At 66.2% G+C, this 17,106-nt stretch carries 13 protein-coding genes; 4 read left to right on the top strand and 9 right to left on the bottom strand.

All coding sequences use genetic code 11. From position 1 onward, the window contains the following. Window positions 1-40: 40 nt before the first annotated feature. Window positions 41-2,893, bottom strand: coding sequence for a bifunctional diguanylate cyclase/phosphodiesterase (locus tag FOC67_RS26645; RefSeq protein WP_009316016.1), 2,853 nt, complete (start codon window positions 2,891-2,893; stop codon window positions 41-43). Window positions 2,894-3,069: 176 nt separating this feature from the next. On the opposite strand from FOC67_RS26645, the gene uvrD reads away from it, so the two are divergent. The 4 genes from uvrD (at window position 3,070) to FOC67_RS26625 (ending at window position 7,894) form a co-directional block, all read left to right on the top strand. Then, the gene (gene uvrD, locus FOC67_RS26640; RefSeq protein ID WP_009316017.1) at window positions 3,070-5,256 is read left to right on the top strand and encodes a DNA helicase II; all 2,187 of its coding nucleotides are present in this window, start codon (window positions 3,070-3,072) and stop codon (window positions 5,254-5,256) included. Window positions 5,257-5,293: 37 nt separating this feature from the next. Continuing rightward, window positions 5,294-5,722 (top strand): EamA family transporter, encoded by a 429-nt coding sequence (locus tag FOC67_RS26635; protein ID WP_003110349.1) that lies wholly within the window; start codon window positions 5,294-5,296, stop codon window positions 5,720-5,722. Window positions 5,723-5,819: 97 nt separating this feature from the next. After that, a complete protein-coding gene (locus FOC67_RS26630; protein ID WP_003096875.1) occupies window positions 5,820-7,313 on the top strand; it encodes an acetyl-CoA hydrolase/transferase family protein in 1,494 nt (497 codons plus the stop codon). A gap of 377 nt (window positions 7,314-7,690) precedes the next feature. Next, complete coding sequence (locus FOC67_RS26625) at window positions 7,691-7,894, top strand: DUF1127 domain-containing protein (RefSeq protein WP_003096877.1); 204 nt, start codon at window positions 7,691-7,693, stop codon at window positions 7,892-7,894. A 55-nt stretch (window positions 7,895-7,949) separates the two neighbouring features. On the opposite strand, the gene wbpZ is transcribed toward FOC67_RS26625, so the two are convergent. Genes wbpZ through rmd form a run of 8 tightly spaced genes read right to left on the bottom strand, consistent with a single transcriptional unit; the run spans window position 7,950 to window position 16,973 of the window. Continuing rightward, window positions 7,950-9,095 (bottom strand): D-rhamnosyltransferase WbpZ, encoded by a 1,146-nt coding sequence (gene wbpZ, locus FOC67_RS26620; protein ID WP_009316018.1) that lies wholly within the window; start codon window positions 9,093-9,095, stop codon window positions 7,950-7,952. Then, window positions 9,096-10,223, bottom strand: coding sequence for a glycosyltransferase family 1 protein (locus FOC67_RS26615; protein ID WP_009316019.1), 1,128 nt, complete (start codon window positions 10,221-10,223; stop codon window positions 9,096-9,098). Continuing rightward, complete coding sequence (locus FOC67_RS26610; RefSeq protein WP_003110353.1) at window positions 10,207-11,589, bottom strand: glycosyltransferase family 1 protein; 1,383 nt, start codon at window positions 11,587-11,589, stop codon at window positions 10,207-10,209. Before FOC67_RS26610 ends, FOC67_RS26615 begins: the two co-directional genes overlap by 17 nt. Then, entirely contained in the window at window positions 11,586-12,851 is a 1,266-nt protein-coding gene (locus FOC67_RS26605) for an ABC transporter ATP-binding protein (protein WP_003142110.1), read from the bottom strand. The genes FOC67_RS26610 and FOC67_RS26605 overlap by 4 nt, the downstream gene beginning before the upstream one ends. Continuing rightward, on the bottom strand, window positions 12,851-13,648 hold the full coding sequence (locus tag FOC67_RS26600; protein ID WP_003096887.1) for an ABC transporter permease: 798 nt from the start codon (window positions 13,646-13,648) through the stop codon (window positions 12,851-12,853). Before FOC67_RS26600 ends, FOC67_RS26605 begins: the two co-directional genes overlap by 1 nt. After that, the gene (locus tag FOC67_RS26595; RefSeq protein WP_009316020.1) at window positions 13,648-15,087 is read right to left on the bottom strand and encodes a mannose-1-phosphate guanylyltransferase/mannose-6-phosphate isomerase; all 1,440 of its coding nucleotides are present in this window, start codon (window positions 15,085-15,087) and stop codon (window positions 13,648-13,650) included. The genes FOC67_RS26600 and FOC67_RS26595 overlap by 1 nt, the downstream gene beginning before the upstream one ends. Window positions 15,088-15,090: 3 nt before the next feature. Next, window positions 15,091-16,062, bottom strand: a complete 972-nt coding sequence (gene gmd, locus FOC67_RS26590) for a GDP-mannose 4,6-dehydratase (protein WP_003096890.1) — start codon at window positions 16,060-16,062, stop codon at window positions 15,091-15,093. Then, complete coding sequence (rmd, locus tag FOC67_RS26585) at window positions 16,059-16,973, bottom strand: GDP-6-deoxy-D-mannose reductase (protein ID WP_003096892.1); 915 nt, start codon at window positions 16,971-16,973, stop codon at window positions 16,059-16,061. The genes gmd and rmd overlap by 4 nt, the downstream gene beginning before the upstream one ends. Window positions 16,974-17,106: the final 133 nt, after the last annotated feature.

Raw genomic sequence — 17,106 nt, 5'->3', positions numbered from 1 at the left:
GGGAGTCGAAAGTGCTACAGCATACTCCGCCGGATCGCGTTCAACGAGCCTGGCGCAAACCTTCCTCCAGGGCATGGGCCGGCAACGGCCGGCCGATCAGGTAGCCCTGCAGCTCGTCGCAACGCTGGGCCACCAGGAAGTCCCGCTGCTCGATGGTTTCCACGCCTTCGGCGACCACCTTCAGGTCGAGGCTGTGGGCCATGGCGATGATCGCCCGGATGATCGCCGCATCCTCGCTGTTCTGGGTCAGGTCGCGGACGAACGACTGGTCGACCTTCAGGTAGTCCAGCGGCAGGCGCTTCAGGTAGCTGAGCGAGGAATAGCCGGTGCCGAAGTCGTCGACCGATAGCTTCACCCCCATCTCGCGCAACTGGCGGAAGGTCGCCAGGACACTGTCGAGGGCCTCCAGCCACTGGCTTTCGGTCAACTCCAGCTCCAGTTGCGCCGCCGGCAGGCCGCTGTCGGCCAGCGCCGAGCGCACTACGTCGAGCAGGTCGCCCTGGCGCAACTGGTGGACCGAGAGGTTCACCGAGACCCGCAGGTTCAGGCCCCGCTGGCTCCACTCGGCGGCCTGCAGGCAGGCCCGGCGCAGGACGAATTCGCCGATCTCGCCGATCAACCCGCACTCCTCGGCCAGGCCGATGAAGGTCGACGGCGGGATCATGCCCTCCTCCGGATGGTGCCAGCGCACCAGCGCCTCGACCGAGTCCGGGCGGCCGCTGGCCAGGCACAGCTTGGGCTGGTAATGCACGTCCAGCTGGCCCTCCTCGACCGCCTTGCGCAACCGGGTTTCCAGGCGCAGGCGTTCGAGGGTGCTGTCCTGCAGGTTGTCGCGGAAGAACTGGAAGGTGTTGCCGCCGAGTTGCTTGGCATGTTGCATCGCCAGGTTCGCCTGGCTCATGAGCACGGAGATTTCCCGCGCCTGCTCGGAAAACAGGCTGATCCCCAGCGAGGCGCCGAGGATCAGCTCGTGGCCGAGCACGCTCACCGGCTGGCGCAACTGGACCAGCAGGCGTTCGGCCAGGCGCGACAGGGCCGCGGCGCCGGTGCCGCCATCGAGGAGGATGGCGAACTCGTCGCCGGCCAGACGCGCCAGGGTGTTGGCTTCCGGCGCGGTGCGCCGCAGGCGCTGGGCCATCTCCCTGAGCAACTGGTCGGCGACCTCGTGGCCGAGGCTGTCGTTGAGCAGCTTGAAGCGGTCCAGGTCGATCAGCAGCAGGGCCAGCCCGCCCTCCTCCTGGCGCGCCCGTTGGGCCGCCTCGTGCAGCCGCTCGCGGAACAACCGGCGGTTGGCCAGGCCGGTCAGTTCGTCGTAGTGCAGCAGATGACGCAGGCGCTCCTCGACGTCGCGGCGGGCACTGAGATCGGTGAAGAAACCGACGATGTGGGTCGCCTCGCCATTGCCGTCGCGCAGCAGGTTGAGCTGCAGCCATTGGGGATAGGGATCGCCATTCTTCCGCGTATCCACCAGTTCGCCCTGCCACTGCCCGTGCTGGCGCAGCTCGGCGCGGATCTGCCGGTAGTGGCGCTGGGCCTCGGGGGTATTCACCAGCAGGCTGGCGTTGCGCCCGACCACGTCCTCGCGGCGATAGCCGGTGATGCGACTGAAGGCCTGGTTGACCGCCAGCAGGTTGTAGGCCGGATCGAGGATCACGATGCTCTCGCTGGCCGCCTCGAACACTGTCGCGGCCAGTTGCTGCTGCTCTTCCAGGCGCTTGCGCGCGCTGATGTCGCTGCGCGTGCCGAGCATCCGCGTCACCCGTCCCCGCGGGTCGCGAGCCATGGCCCGGCCGCGATCCTCCAGCCAGCGCCAGCCGCCCTCCCGGTCGCGCACGCGGTACTCCACCCGGTACAGCTCGCTACGCCCCTTGAGATGTTCGGCGAGGGCGCGACGGATACGCGGCAGGTCGCCGGGGTGGATGCTTTCGATCAGCCTGCGATAGTCCTCGGGACCGTCCCCGGCGCTGAAGACCGCCTCGAGATAGGAATGCTGGACCCGGCCGCTCTCCAGGTTCCAGTCCCACAACCCCAGTTCGCTGGCCTCCAGGGCCATGGCCAGGCGCGCCTCGCTCTGGCTGAGCGCCTGGCTGGTCGCGCCAAGCTCCTCGGTGCGCGCCTCCACCCGGCGCTGCAAGGCATCGCGGGCGGCGCGCAGCTCGCGTTCGACCAGGCGTCGCTGGCCGACCTCCTGGGCGAGCTTGCGATTGAGCGCTTCGGCCTCGGCGTTGACGCGCTCCAGGTGCAGGTTCAGCGCCTGGGTCTGGAAGCGTCGCAGCAGCGCGCCCTGCACCAGCCGGTGGATCTGCCCGGCGACCACCAGCAGCGCCACCAGCAGGATCAGGCCGAGCACGCCCCAGCCCTGCAACAGGCTATGCGGCTGTAACAGCAGGAAAACGATGGATGGCAGCAGGCCCGGCAAGGCGAAGGTGAGGAAGGCCGGCAGGCTCACCGCATAGGCGACGCTGGCGGAGAGGATCGCCGCCGCCACCAGGCCGAACACCAGCACCTGCTGGAGGAAGGCATCGGCCGGGACCAGCATGATCACCGCGAACGCCAGGGTCAGGCCCGAGGCGCCGGCGCCGCACAGGAAGGTCCGCCGCCAGTGGCGGCTGGCCTGGCGACGGCTGTCGGCCTGCTGGAAGGCGGCGACCTGCAGCAGGCGCAGGACGGCGAGCAACACCAGCCAGACCAGCCAGCCACCGAGCAGCCAGCTGCTGACCTTGCCCCACACCAGGCAGGCGCTGGTCACGCCGCCGAGCAGCATGAGCAGGGTCGGCGTGCGCGAGCCGAGATAAAGGAGCCGGGTACGCTCGATGGCAATTTCGCGGGCGTAGAGCCGCAGTACATCGGTGCTGCCGCCCGGCAGCGCCAAGGGCTCGACATGGACGGTCATAGGCGCTTGTTCTTGTAGTGGTTTGCCTTGAAGTGGCCGGAGCATAACCGAGCAGGGGCAGGCTGCCCAAGGCCGGGATAGAGCATTTTTCCGCAGCCAGGCCCGACGCTGCGCCGGCCTGCGCCGAATGGCGGCCCGGTTTGCCCGGCTTTTCCCCGCCCCGGTAGAATGCCGCGATGAACGACGACCTCTCCCTCCTGCTGAACTCCCTCAACGACCCGCAGCGCCAGGCCGTGGCCGCGCCGCTGGGCCGCCAACTGGTCCTCGCCGGCGCCGGCTCGGGCAAGACCCGCGTGCTGGTGCACCGGATCGCCTGGCTGATCCAGGTCGAGCACGCCTCGCCCTACAGCATCCTGTCGGTGACCTTCACCAACAAGGCGGCGGCGGAGATGCGCCACCGCATCGAGCAGTTGCTCGGGATCAATCCGGCGGGCATGTGGGTCGGCACCTTCCACGGCCTCGCCCATCGCCTGCTGCGCGCGCACTGGCGCGAGGCCGGGCTGAGCGAGAACTTCCAGATCCTCGACAGCGACGACCAGCAACGCCTGGTCAAGCGGGTGATCCGCGAACTCGGCCTCGACGAGCAGCGCTGGCCGGCGCGCCAGGCCCAGTGGTTCATCAACGGGCAGAAGGACGAGGGCCTGCGGCCGCAACACATCCAGCCCGGCGGCGACCTGTTCCTCGCCACCATGCTGAAGATCTACGAAGCCTACGAGGCGGCCTGCGCCCGCGCCGGGGTGATCGACTTCTCCGAGCTGCTGCTGCGCGCCCTGGACCTCTGGCGCGACCATCCCGGCGTGCTCGAGCACTACCAGCGGCGCTTCCGCCATATCCTGGTGGACGAGTTCCAGGACACCAACGCCGTGCAGTACGCCTGGCTACGGATTCTCGCCAAGGGCGGCGACAGCCTGATGGTGGTCGGCGACGACGACCAGTCGATCTACGGCTGGCGTGGCGCACGGATCGAGAACATCCAACAGTTCAGCGACGACTTCGCCGACGCCGAGGTGATCCGCCTGGAGCAGAACTACCGTTCCACCGCGTCGATCCTCAAGGCCGCCAACGCCCTGATCGCCAACAACCAGGGACGCCTGGGCAAGGAGTTGTGGACCGACGGCGAGGACGGCGAGTCGCTGAGCCTGTACGCCGCGTTCAACGAGCACGACGAGGCGCGCTACGTGGTCGAATCGATCGAGAGCGCGCTCAAGGGCGGCCTGGCGCGCAGCGAGATCGCCATCCTCTACCGCTCCAACGCCCAGTCGCGGGTGCTGGAGGAAGCCCTGCTGCGGGAGAAGATTCCCTACCGCATCTACGGCGGCCAGCGCTTCTTCGAGCGTGCCGAAATCAAGAACGCCATGGCCTACCTGCGCCTGCTCGACGGCCGCGGCAACGACGCGGCGCTGGAACGGGTGGTCAACGTGCCGGCACGCGGCATCGGCGAGAAGACCGTGGAGAGCATCCGCGAATTCGCCCGCGGCAACGATGTGTCGATGTGGGAGGCGATTCGCCTGATGATCGCCAACAAGGTCCTGCCCGGCCGCGCCGCCAGCGCCCTGACCGGCTTCGTCGAGCTGATCGAGAATCTTTCGGCGAAGGTCATGGACATGCCGCTGCACCTGATGACCCAGACGGTGATCGAGCAGTCCGGACTGATCAGCTACCACAAGGAAGAAAAAGGCGAGAAAGGCCAGGCCCGGGTGGAGAACCTCGAGGAACTGGTCAGCGCCGCCCGCGCCTTCGAGAACAGCGAGGAAGAGGAAGACCTCACCCCGCTGCAGGCCTTCCTCAGCCACGCCTCCCTGGAGGCCGGGGAAACCCAGGCCGACGCCCACGAGGACAGTGTCCAGCTGATGACCTTGCACAGCGCCAAGGGCCTGGAGTTCCCGCTGGTGTTCCTGGTCGGCATGGAGGAAGGGCTGTTCCCGCACAAGATGAGCCTGGAGGAATCCGGCCGCCTGGAAGAGGAACGCCGCCTGGCCTACGTCGGCGTCACCCGCGCCATGCAGCGACTGGTCCTGACCTACGCGGAGACCCGCCGGCTCTATGGCAGCGAGACCTACAACAAGGTTTCGCGCTTCATCCGCGAGATCCCGCCGTCGCTGATCCAGGAAGTGCGCCTGTCCAATACCGTCAGCCGCCCCTACGGCGGCACTTCGCGCAACGCCGGCGGCAGCCTGTTCAGCGGCGCCGGGGTGCCGGAGACGCCCTTCTCCCTCGGCCAGCGGGTGCGCCACGCGCTGTTCGGCGAAGGGACTATCCTCAACTTCGAAGGCGCCGGCGCCCAGGCCCGGGTGCAGGTGAACTTCGAGAGCGAAGGCAGCAAGTGGCTGATGCTCGGCTACGCCAAGCTGGAAGCCCTGTAGCGGCGCAGCCCGTGGAGAAGGCCCGGAGGAGGACGACATGCTGGCATCCTGGGCCTTCTGGGCACTGCTTTCGGCGCTGTTCGCCGCGCTGACCGCGATCTTCGCCAAGATCGGCCTCGACCGGGTCGATTCGGACTTCGCCACCTTCATTCGCACCCTGGTGATCCTCGTCACCCTCGGCGGCATCCTCGCGGTCCTGGGCAAGTTCCAGGCCCCGGGCAGCATCCCGCCGCGCAGTTGGCTGTTCCTGGTGCTCTCCGGGCTGGCCACCGGTGCCTCCTGGATCTGCTATTTCCGCGCCCTCAAGCTCGGCCCGGCGTCGCTGGTGGCGCCGCTGGACAAGTTCAGCGTGGTGCTGGTGGCACTGCTCGGCGTGGCCCTTCTCGGCGAACGCCTGGACCTGCGCCAATGGCTCGGCGTAGCCCTGGTGACAGCGGGCGTGGTGGTCCTGGCAATCCGCCCATAAGCCCGCTGAATGGCGCTTCGACCTTGGTATAAAGGCGAAAAATCGCGGAAACCCTAGACTGGCGGCCTCTAATAATTCGTCGTCTGAGGTTCGTTCCATGTACCGTGATCGCGTGCGCCTGCCCTCCCTGCTCGACAAGGTGATGAGTGCGGCCGAAGCCGCCGACCTGATCCAGGACGGCATGACCGTCGGCATGAGCGGTTTCACCCGCGCCGGCGAGGCCAAGGCCGTACCCCAGGCGCTGGCCATGCGCGCCAAGGAACGTCCGCTGCGTATCAGCCTGATGACCGGCGCCAGCCTCGGCAACGACCTCGACAAGCAGCTCACCGAGGCCGGCGTGCTCGCCCGGCGCATGCCGTTCCAGGTCGACAGCACCCTGCGCAAGGCGATCAACGCCGGCGAAGTGATGTTCATCGACCAGCACCTCTCGGAAACCGTCGAGCAGTTGCGCAACCACCAGCTGAAGCTGCCGGACATCGCCGTCATCGAAGCCGCCGCGATCACCGAGCAGGGCCACATCGTGCCGACCACCTCGGTGGGCAACTCGGCGAGCTTCGCGATCTTCGCCAAGCAGGTCATCGTCGAGATCAACCTGGCCCACAGCACCAATCTGGAAGGCCTGCACGACATCTATATCCCGACCTACCGGCCGACCCGCACGCCGATCCCGCTGACCCGCGTCGACGACCGCATCGGCAGCACGGCGATCCCGATCCCGCCGGAGAAGATCGTCGCCATCGTCATCAACGACCAGCCGGACTCGCCATCCACCGTGCTGCCGCCGGACGGCGAGACCCAGGCCATCGCCAACCACCTGATCGATTTCTTCAAGCGCGAGGTCGACGCCGGGCGCATGAGCAACAGCCTCGGCCCGCTGCAGGCCGGTATCGGCAGCATCGCCAACGCGGTGATGTGCGGCCTCATCGAGTCGCCGTTCGAGAACCTGACCATGTACTCCGAAGTGCTGCAGGACTCGACCTTCGACCTGATCGACGCCGGCAAGCTGCGCTTCGCCTCGGGCAGCTCGATCACCCTGTCGCCGCGGCGCAACGCCGACGTGTTCGGTAACCTGGAGCGCTACAAGGACAAGCTGGTGCTGCGCCCGCAGGAAATCTCCAACCACCCCGAGGTGGTCCGTCGCCTGGGCATCATCGGCATCAATACGGCGCTGGAGTTCGACATCTACGGCAACGTCAACTCGACCCACGTCGGCGGCACCAAGATGATGAACGGCATCGGCGGCTCCGGCGACTTCGCCCGCAACGCGCACCTGGCGATCTTCGTCACCAAGTCGATCGCCAAGGGCGGCAACATTTCCAGCGTGGTGCCGATGGTCAGCCACGTCGACCACACCGAGCACGACGTCGACATCCTCGTCACCGAGCAGGGCCTCGCCGACCTGCGCGGCCTGGCGCCTCGCGAACGGGCCCGGGTGATCATCGAGAACTGTGTCCACCCGTCCTACCAGGCACCGCTGCTGGACTACTTCGAGGCGGCTTGCGCGAAAGGCGGCCACACGCCGCATCTGTTGCGCGAGGCGCTGGCCTGGCACCTGAACCTGGAAGAACGTGGACACATGCTGGCCGGCTGAGGCTGAACCGTTTCATCCGCAACTATTTCCAGCGCCCGGACGATTAATTCTTCCGGGCGTCTGGACAGGGCAGAAAAAACCACGTAAAAACATATTTCGGCGGCCTTTTCTCTTGCCGCCATCGCAACACGCCGACCCGGCCCTTCCGCTTTTCCTGCTGTAACACTTCGTTGTTTCTTTCGGTAACGCACCATGACGGTGCAGAGCGGTACAGTTACGCACCGAAACAACCCATACAGTTCGGAAACACACCCCGGTGATCCAACGCAATTCTCCGCAACTGTTCCTATTCTTGTTGACCTGTTAGTCAGATCATATTGCTCAGTTAATCACTAGCAACCTGACTACCCACCACAAGTGGGAAGGATCGACACATCATGGAACGTACCCTCGGTTCCAACACTTTCGACATCGCTCGCTCCAACCGCCGCAGCAGCAGCCTGCTGGGCACCATGAAACTGTGGCAGCGCCGCATCCAGAGCCGTCGCCAGCTGGCCCGCCTGGACTCCCGCCTGCTCGCCGACGCCGGCATCAGCGAAGCCCAGCGCTACGCCGAGCTGAACAAGCCGTTCTGGCGCTAAGCGATACTGTAACGCCCCGGTTCGGCCCAGCCTGAACTGTACCGTAGGCCGCTCCTTACCGAGCGGCCTTCACGTATCTGGAAGAAGCCTTTTCCTCCAGCAGTTCACGGTACAGCTCGCTCCAGCGACGCCCCATCTCTTCGGCGGTGAACAGTTGCCGATAGCGGGCCTCCGCGTTCCTGCCCATTTCCTCCGCCTGCTGCGGATGCTCCCAGAGCCAGCGCATCGCTTCGCGAAACGCGGCCGGCTGGCTGGGCGGCACGACCAGTCCGGTCTCGCCATGGATATTGATGTAGCTGGTGCCGGTGCCGATCTCGCTGGAGATCATCGGCTTGCCGTACATCGCGCCCTCCAGCAGGGAGATGCCGAACGCCTCGGAACGCAAGTGTGACGGAAAGACCATGGCGTAGCTGAGTTGCAGCAGGGCGACCTTGTCCTCGTCGTCCACCTGCCCGAGGAAGTGCACGTTGCGCAACCCCAGCGCCGCGGCCTGGGCATACAGCTCGGCCTGCAACGGCCCGGCACCGACGATCACCACCGGGTAATCGGTGCCCTGCAACGCATCCAGCAGGATATGCAGGCCCTTGTAGTAGCGCATCACCCCGACGAACAGGAAGAACCGCGGCCCGAGTTTCTCTCGCCAGTGCTCCAGACGCTGTGCCGCAGGCTTCGGGTAGCAGGCCTTGTCCAGGCCGTAGGTGATCACCCGGGTCTTTTCCCGGTACTGGCGGAGCACGTCGCTGGTGCTGAAGTAGTTGGGCGACGCCACCGCGATCCGATCGACGCTATGAAGGAAGCGACCCATCAGCGGCCGGTACAGTTTCAACAGGACGCGCTGGCGGATGATGTCCGAATGGTAGGTGACCACGCTCGGCTTGTTCATACCGGTGAGGAAATGCACCAGGTCCATGAACGGCCAGGGGAAGTGGTAGTTGACCACGTCCGCCTCCGCCGCCAGCTCGCGGAACTGCTTGAACACGCTCAGGGAAAACCCGGTGGAGGCGAGTTGCAGGTCGAGCCTGGCGCGATGCACCACATGTCCACCGAAGGGCACGACAGGCGGATGCGGATCGCTGCTCAGGGTCAGGACGTGGTTGTCGATCCCCCACGACCCGCTGCTCTCGCAAAGCTGGAAGATCACCTGTTCGATCCCGCCTACCGTCTCGCTCAGGTAGGTCTTGTAGAAGTGCAGTACCCGCATTCAGCCCTCCACGGCACGACGATAGGCTGCAGCGGTGAGATTCGCGCAACGTTTCCAGGAAAACTGCTCCGCCCGTCGCAGGCCGGCTTCCCGGCAGCACTCCCAGTAGACGGTATCCTCGGTCATGCGGACCAGCATGTCAGATAGCCCATTGGCATCATCCGGGTCAATATAGCTGCCCGCCTCGCCGGCCACCTCCGGCATTGCGGAGAGTCGCGTGAGCAATACCGGCGTGCCGCTGGCCATGGCTTCCAGCACAGGCAGGCCGAAGCCTTCGTAGATCGAGGGGAAGACCAGCGCCCGAGCGCCCGACATCAACTCGGCGACCCGCCCGTCCGGCAGGTAGCCGAGCAGCCGCACCGTCCCCGAAGCCAGCGCCTGGCGCAGTTCGTCGTCGAGCGAGCGACTTTCCCATCCCGGCATGCCGACGATCACCAGCGGAAAACGCTGGCGGACCGCCGCCGGCAGTTGCCCATGGGCGCGCAGGGCCAGCGACAGGTTCTTGCGCGGTTCGAGGGTTCCTACGCAGAGGAAATATCCGCGCGGCACCAGGCCATGCGCGCGCAAGGGCTCGCGCAGGGACTCCCGGTCCCGCGGACGGAACCGCGCGGCATGGCCGAGGGGCGCCACCACGAAGCGCTCGCGCGGCAGGCCGAAATACGCCTGCGCCTCGTCGGCGATCGCCTGCGAGTCGGTCAGGATCAACCGCGCCTTTTCCATTCCGCGCGCCAGCCGGCGTTCTATTTCGCGCAAGCGGGCGGCGGGTTGCGTCGCCGGATAATGCAGGTGGGTCAGGTCGTGCAGGGTCATCAGCATCGGCCCGTCGAAGTCCAGCGGCCAGAGACTGGGCTCATGGTAGAGATCGACCGGCGGCCGACCGCTATCGAAACGCCGCTGCTCCAGCCAGCGTCGTGCCCGGTAGGCTCCGGGCAGGTTGCGCAGCCAGGGCGACAGACGCGAATAGCCGGGCAGCGCCGCCGCCGGCAGGTCGCCGCTCCAGCCCCATCCATGAAACAGGGAAAACTCGAAGTCCGCGTGCGCCTGCAACGCGCCCAGCAACTCGACCAGGTAATGTCCGATGCCGGTCCGCGGCGCCTGGAGAATCCGCGCGTTAACCGCAATCCGCATGTACTGCCTCGCCATGCGTCGGGGCCTTGCCGAGGGCGAGCAGGATCCGCGCGATCAGTTGCCGACTCGCTTCGTGCCAGCCGATCCAGCGCCATTCGCCGACCGGTCGCTCGGCCGGGAACTCGCCCGTGGCTTCGAAGCGGGTGACCAGGTTCGCCAGGGTCTGCGGATCGGCGAGGTCGAAGTAGGCCATGAATTCGCCGCCGATCTCGCGGAACACCGGGATGTCGCTGCCCATCGCCGGCAGGCCGCGCTGCATGGCCTCCACCAGCGGCAGGCCGAAACCTTCCACATAGGACGGGAAGACCAGCGATGCGGCATGGGAGTATGCGTACTCCAGGCTCTTGTCGGAGAGGTCGTTGAACATGAACAGGCGCTTGTTCAGCTCCGGATGCTGCCGCACCCGTTCCACCAGCGCCTCGCACTTCCAGCCGATGCGTCCGGCGATGCACAACCGCACCTGCGAACCCTGGGCCCAGGCGCGCTCGAAGGCATCCAGCAGGTAACCGTGGTTCTTCCGCGGCTCGATGGTGCTGACCATCAGGAATACCGGCGCCTTGGCCTTGAACATGCGCAGCAGGTCGGGCTCGACGGAGGCGCCGTCCTCCACCAGGTCCAGCTCCGAACCCAGGTGGAAATAATCGAACCAGCGTTGCGCGACCTTCTCCGGGCCGATGCGCCGCAGCATCTCCGCGCGCACTTCGTCGCGGATGGTCTCGGAAATCGCGACGTAGCCGTCGGCGGTGGCCGCGATCCAGTCGAACCAGTGGTTGAACACCTTGACCAGGCCGGCATCGCAGAATTGCGGATGGGTCAGGGGAATCAGGTCGTAGATCACCGAGACGATGCCCACGCCCTCGCTCTTGAGGCGTTCCGCCAGCGGGAAGAAATCGGCGTGCCAGGAGGAGTCCAGCAAGACCAGTTGGTCGCCGGCCCGATGTTCGAGCGGGGTCGCGCGCACGGGTGCAGGCTGCTGCTTGCCGAGGATGCGGTCGAGCAGGCGCAGCGGAATGCTGAGGAAGGCGAAGGCGAACAGGCGGCAGGCTACATAGAGAAGGCGCCGGGCCCACGGCGAGGAACGGAACGGGCGGCGCTTTTCCAGGGTGCGCTGGCCCAGCCAGAAGTAGTTGGCGGCTCGCTCCACCAGGATGCGCAGGCGTACCAGCGGCGAATGCGGCCGCGGGTCCAACGGCGCCAGGCTGTGGACCTGGTACAGGGTGCCGTCGAGCATTGCCACCGGGATGCACTCCACCGTCTCGTCGGCTTCCGGCAACTCGCGGATGACGTTGCGCACCACCCGCTGAATACCGGAATTGACCTTGGGATGCTCGAACACATAGGTGCATTCGACCAACAGACGCGTCATGGAGTGCTCTCCGCGGAAGTGGGGTCCAGAGCCGCCTCGCCGGAGCGGCTGATATGGGTTTCGGCGCCCAGCCAGGAGCAACCGACGAAGTCTTCCTGGCGGTTGTTGATGACATGGAAGACCAGGCCGTAGTCGCGCCATTCGAAGTTGCGGTCCAGGTGCGAGTCCAGCCGCGACAGGCTCAGCGCCACCGAGTAGTGCCCCTTGCCCAGGCGCATGTCGAAGGCGAAGCGGTAGGTGATGCGCTCGCCGGCCTTCAGGTCGGTGAGGGCCTTGTCCAGGCGGTGGGTATTGATCCCGTACATCGGCTGGCCGAGGCGGTCCTTGATCATGAAGCCGAGGATCAGCCGCTCGATGTCCTGGCGAACCTCGACCTCGACTTCCAGCGTCACCGCCTGGCCTACCTCGACCACCTCCAGCGCGCGCTGCCGCTGGTCGACCATCCGTACGTCGAGGATCGCTGCCTCGCCGGTGCCGGAAATCGTCCGCACCTGGCCGTCGGCGAGCATTTCCTGGCGCACGGTCTGCCCCTCGCGCTCGGCGAGCAGGGCGTTGTAGTAGTCCATCACCTCTTCCGGCCGCCCGCGCATGGCCATCCGTCCCTGCTCCAGGAGGATCGCGGAGTCGCAGATGGACTGGATCGCCGAGCGGTCGTGGGAAACGATCAGCAGGGTGGTGCCGGCCTTGCGGAAACTGCGGATGCGCTCGAAGCTCTTGTGCTGGAAATAGGCATCGCCGACCGACAGGGCCTCGTCGACGATCAGGATGTCCGGCCGCCGGGCAGTCGCCACGCTGAACGCCAGGCGCATCTGCATGCCGCTGGAGTAGGTGCGCACCGGTTGCTCGATGGCCTCGCCGATTTCGGCGAAGGCCTCGATCTCCGGCATCAGCGCCTGGATTTCCTCGACCTGCATGCCCAGCAGTTGCCCGGCCATGAAGACGTTCTGCCGGCCGGTGAAGTCCGGGTGGAAGCCCATGCCCAGCTCGAGCAGCGCGGCGACCCGGCCGGCCACGCGGATCTCGCCGCAGGTCGGCTGGGTGGTGCCGGCGATCATCTTCAGCAAGGTGCTCTTGCCGGCGCCGTTGACCCCGACGATGCCGACCGCTTCGCCCGGCTCGATGGTGAACTCGACCTCGCGCAGGATCCAGTGCAGGTGGTGGCGCGGAGGGCTGAAAGGCACCAGCCATTCGAACAACCGGCTCCAGCGATTGGGATACTGTTTGTAGGCCTTGCCGAGGCCGGATACGCGTATCTGTCCCATCAGAGTTCATCCACCATTTCGCCGACCCGCTGGCGGAACAGACGCAGGCCGAGCGCGCACAGCAGCAGCGCCAGCAGGGTGATCGGCAGCAATGAAGGCCAGTCCGGCCATTGCCCGTGGAGGAACAGCTGCTGGTAGCTGCGCATCAGCGCGGTCATCGGATTGAGTTCGATCAGCGAGCGGATACCCTCGGGCAGGATGCCGATCGGATAGACGATCGGCGTCAGCCAGAACCAGAACTGCAGGCAGATGCCGAACAGCTGGCCGACGTCGCGGAAGAACACGTTGAGCACCCCGAGGATCATCCCCAGTCCCGCCGCGAACAGCACCTGGATCGCCAGCAGCGGCACCAGCGCGAGCAATGCCGCGCCCGGCAGGCGCCCGCTGAGGGCGAGAAAGCCGAGGAACAAGGCGAGGATGATGGCGAAATTGACCCCGGCGTTGAGCAGTACGATGACCGGCAGGCAGATGCGCGGGAAGCTGATCTTCTTCAGCAGGTTGGCGTTCTCGATGAACATGCTCTGGCTGCGCGAGGTGATTTCCGCGAACAGGCCCCAGGTCAGCAGGCCGGCGCAGAGATAGACGCTGTAGGCCAGGCCGTCGTCGACGCCCGGCAGGCGCGCGCGCATCACCTGGGAGAAGATCACCGTGTAGACGACGATCATCGACAGCGGATTGAGCACCGTCCACAACGCGCCGAACAGCGACCCGCGGTAGCGCGACTGGAACTCGCGCTTGACGCTGCCGAGAACGAAGCCACGATAGCCCCACAAGGAACGAGACAAGCCAAGAAGCATCAGACCACCCTGCCGTACTGGTCCTCGAAGCGGACGATGTCGTCCTCTCCCAGGTATTCGCCGCTCTGCACCTCGATCATCACCAGGTCGATGACCCCCGGGTTTTCCAGGCGATGCCGGTGGCCCGCGGGAATGTAGGTCGACTCGTTGCTGTTGACCAGCCGCGCGCCATCGCCATTGGTGACCCTGGCCATGCCTTGCACCACGATCCAGTGCTCGCTGCGGTGATGGTGCATCTGCAGCGACAAGCGCTCTCCCGGCCTGACCACGATTCGCTTGATCTTGAAGCGCGGCCCCTCCTCGAGGACGGTATAGCTGCCCCAGGGACGGTTGACGGTCCGATGCAGCCGATAGGCCTCGTGCCGCTCGTCCTTCAGCCGCTGCACCACCCTGCGCACCTCCTGGACCCGGTCGGCGCGGGCGATCAGCAGCGCATCGGAAGTATCCACCACGACCAGGTCGTCGACCCCGACCGTGGCGACCAGGCGCCCGTCGCTCTGCACGAAGGTGTTACGGGTGTCGACGAACAGGGTGTCGCCGCTGCCGCGATTGCCCTCTGCGTCCGCGTCGAGCAGCGCGCTCATCGCGCCCCAGGAACCGATATCGCTCCAGTCGAAGGCCGCAGGCACCACGGCGACTCGCGCGGAGCGCTCCATCAGCGCATAGTCGATGGAAATGTCCGGCAGCGCGGCGAAGGCTTCGCCCGCCAGCTCATGCTGGATGCCATCGGCCATCTTCACCGCCGCACTGGCGGCCAGGCAGGCCCTGGCCTGCTCCAGCAGGGCCGGGGCATGCTGCGCCAGCTCGTCGACCAGGGTCGAGGCCGTGAAACAGAACATCCCGGAGTTCCACAGGAAACCGCCACTTTCCACGTAGCGACGGGCGGTTTCCTCATCGGGTTTCTCGACGAAGCGGCGCACCTTGGCCGCCCCCTGTTCGTCCAGCCGGTCGCCCAGCTCGATATAGCCGAAACCGGTTTCCGCTGCGTCCGGCACCACGCCGAAGGTAACCAGGTGCCCGGCGACGGCGAGACGCGCGGCATGCCTCACCGCCTCGCGGAAGGCCTCCTCGTTGCGGATCAGGTGATCCGCCGGCATCACCACCAGTACCGCCGCGTCGCCATGTTCGGCTTGCAGCGCCAGGGCGGCGACGGCAATCGCCGGAGCGGTGTTGCGCCCGGTCGGTTCGAGGATGAAATGTCCCCGGTGCCGCCCCAGGCGGGCCGCCTGGAACTGGTCCTTGCTCTGGAAGTAATGCTCGCGGTTGGTCACCGTGACGATTTCGCCATGCCCGGCCAGGAGCCCGGCGGCACGTCGGTAGGTCTTGCCCAGCAGGGTCTGGCCATCGGGCAGGCGCATGAACGGCTTCGGCTGTCCTTCACGCGACACCGGCCACAGGCGGGTACCGGCGCCGCCGGAAAGCACCACGGGAATCAGCATGGCTTACTCCCGGGAAACGCGTCGCAGGTCCGCCTCGACCATCATCCGGATCAGCTCGTCCAGGCTGGTCCTGGGCTTCCAGCCGAGCACACGCTGGGCCTTGGCCGGATTACCCAGCAGCACGTCGACCTCGGCGGGCCGGAAGAACGCCGGGTCGATCTTGAGGAAGTCGCGGTAGTCCAGGCCCACATGCTCGAAAGCGATCTGGCACATGTCGCGCACGGTGGTAGTGACACCGGTGGCCACCACGTAGTCGTCGGCCTTGTCCTGCTGCAACATCAGCCACATGGCTTCGACGTAGTCCCCGGCAAAGCCCCAGTCGCGCTTGGCGTCGACGTTGCCCAGGCGCAATTCCTGCTGCTTGCCGAGCTTGATGCGGGCCACCGCGTCGGTAACCTTGCGCGTGACGAACTCGATGCCGCGCAGCGGCGATTCGTGGTTGAACAGGATGCCGCTGGAGGCGTGCAGGCCGAAGCTCTCGCGATAGTTGACGGTGATCCAGTGGCCATAGAGCTTGGCCACGCCGTAGGGGCTGCGCGGGTAGAACGGCGTGTTCTCGTCCTGGCGCTCGGCCTGGATCAGGCCGAACATCTCGCTGGTGGAGGCCTGGTAGAAGCGCGTTTCCGGGCTGAACTGGCGGATCGCCTCGAGCAGGTGGGTCACGCCCAGGCCGTCGACGACGCCGGTGGTCACCGGCTGGTTCCAGGAAGCCCCGACGAAGCTCTGTGCCGCCAGGTTGTAGACCTCCTGCGGCTGCGCCTTGATCACCGCGCGCTGCACCGAACAGGCATCGGCCATGTCGCCGTCCTCGTACTGGATGTCGCCTTCGATCCCCAGTTCACGCAGGCGCCAGCGCGTGTCGCTGCTGCGCCGCGCCACCAGGCCGTGGACCCGGTAGCCCTTCTCCAGCAGCAGCTTGGCCAGGTACGCTCCGTCCTGACCGGTGATCCCAGTTACCAGTGCACTTCTTGTCATTCTTCTCGTACCCGTGACTCCCAGTCGGACAGGATCGCCCGCAGGGACTGTTTTATGGTTATTTCAGGCTTCCAGCCCGTGGCGTCGTGCAGTCGAGCATGGCTGCCGCGAACCCGACGCTGTTCCGCCCGGCGCATCCGGGCAGGGTCCTGAACGATTTCCAGCTCGACCTGGGCGATGTCCGCCAGCAGTTCGATCAGCTCGCGAATCTTCTGCTCCTGCCCGGAACAGACGTTATAGACGGCGCCCGCCTCGCCGTGGGAGAGCAGGCGCAGATAGGCTGACAGCACGTCCTGGACATCGAGGAAATCACGGCTGACGTCGATGTCCCCCACTTCCAGCCGATTGGCCTGCAAGCCCTGCTTCATCCGGGCGATCTGCCGCGCGGCGCTGGCAATCACGAAGCTGTCCTTCTGCCCCGGCCCGATATGGTTGAACGGCCGCGCCACCAGCACCCGCCAGCCTTCGGTGATACCCCACTGCAGGCACAGCGACTCGGCCGCCAGCTTGCTGACCGCATAGGGATTGCGCGGGTGGGGGATGAGTTCCTCGTGGATCGGCAACGCCGCCTCGGCCACCTGGCCGTAGACGTCGCCGGAGCTGATGTACAGGAAGGTACCGGAGAAGCCCCGCGCCTTAAGCGCCTGGAGCAGGTTCAGGGTGCCAAGGAGGTTGATCTGCAGGGTCCGCGCAGGATCGCGGAAGGCCTCCGGCACATAGGTCTGCCCGGCCAGGTGGATGACCGCATCCGGCAGCTCCGGCCAGAGGTCGCCCAGCGAATCCGGCTCCAGCAGGTCGTAACGATGCGGTACGGGAAGGAGCGCCCACGGCGTGTGGGCCGCTGCCAGATAAGCTTGAAGATGCTTGCCTACGAAACCGGAGAGCCCGGTGACGAACAGACGCTGAGTCAAGGAAGCGGGCCTTTTATCTGATGCTACGCTCGGCGACGCTCTTCCTAGGAATACGACGTTCCAGAGGTCATGCCGGATAGCGTGTTGTTCTGATTATCGCGCTCCAATCTGTGCCAAGAATGCGCCAATTTCA

The organism is Pseudomonas sp. FDAARGOS_761 (assembly GCF_013343155.1).
Classification (GTDB): domain Bacteria; phylum Pseudomonadota; class Gammaproteobacteria; order Pseudomonadales; family Pseudomonadaceae; genus Pseudomonas; species Pseudomonas aeruginosa.
Note: the sequence above shows the minus strand (reverse complement) of the source record. Positions and strands in the feature narration are given on the sequence as shown.

Coding starts and splice junctions, on each gene's coding strand:
- FOC67_RS26645 (WP_009316016.1), bottom strand. CDS start 2,893: ATGACCGTCCATGTCGAGCCCTTGGCGCTGCCGGGCGGCAGCACCGAT.
- uvrD (WP_009316017.1), top strand. CDS start 3,070: ATGAACGACGACCTCTCCCTCCTGCTGAACTCCCTCAACGACCCGCAG.
- FOC67_RS26635 (WP_003110349.1), top strand. CDS start 5,294: ATGCTGGCATCCTGGGCCTTCTGGGCACTGCTTTCGGCGCTGTTCGCC.
- FOC67_RS26630 (WP_003096875.1), top strand. CDS start 5,820: ATGTACCGTGATCGCGTGCGCCTGCCCTCCCTGCTCGACAAGGTGATG.
- FOC67_RS26625 (WP_003096877.1), top strand. CDS start 7,691: ATGGAACGTACCCTCGGTTCCAACACTTTCGACATCGCTCGCTCCAAC.
- wbpZ (WP_009316018.1), bottom strand. CDS start 9,095: ATGCGGGTACTGCACTTCTACAAGACCTACCTGAGCGAGACGGTAGGC.
- FOC67_RS26615 (WP_009316019.1), bottom strand. CDS start 10,223: ATGCGGATTGCGGTTAACGCGCGGATTCTCCAGGCGCCGCGGACCGGC.
- FOC67_RS26610 (WP_003110353.1), bottom strand. CDS start 11,589: ATGACGCGTCTGTTGGTCGAATGCACCTATGTGTTCGAGCATCCCAAG.
- FOC67_RS26605 (WP_003142110.1), bottom strand. CDS start 12,851: ATGGGACAGATACGCGTATCCGGCCTCGGCAAGGCCTACAAACAGTAT.
- FOC67_RS26600 (WP_003096887.1), bottom strand. CDS start 13,648: ATGCTTCTTGGCTTGTCTCGTTCCTTGTGGGGCTATCGTGGCTTCGTT.
- FOC67_RS26595 (WP_009316020.1), bottom strand. CDS start 15,087: ATGCTGATTCCCGTGGTGCTTTCCGGCGGCGCCGGTACCCGCCTGTGG.
- gmd (WP_003096890.1), bottom strand. CDS start 16,062: ATGACAAGAAGTGCACTGGTAACTGGGATCACCGGTCAGGACGGAGCG.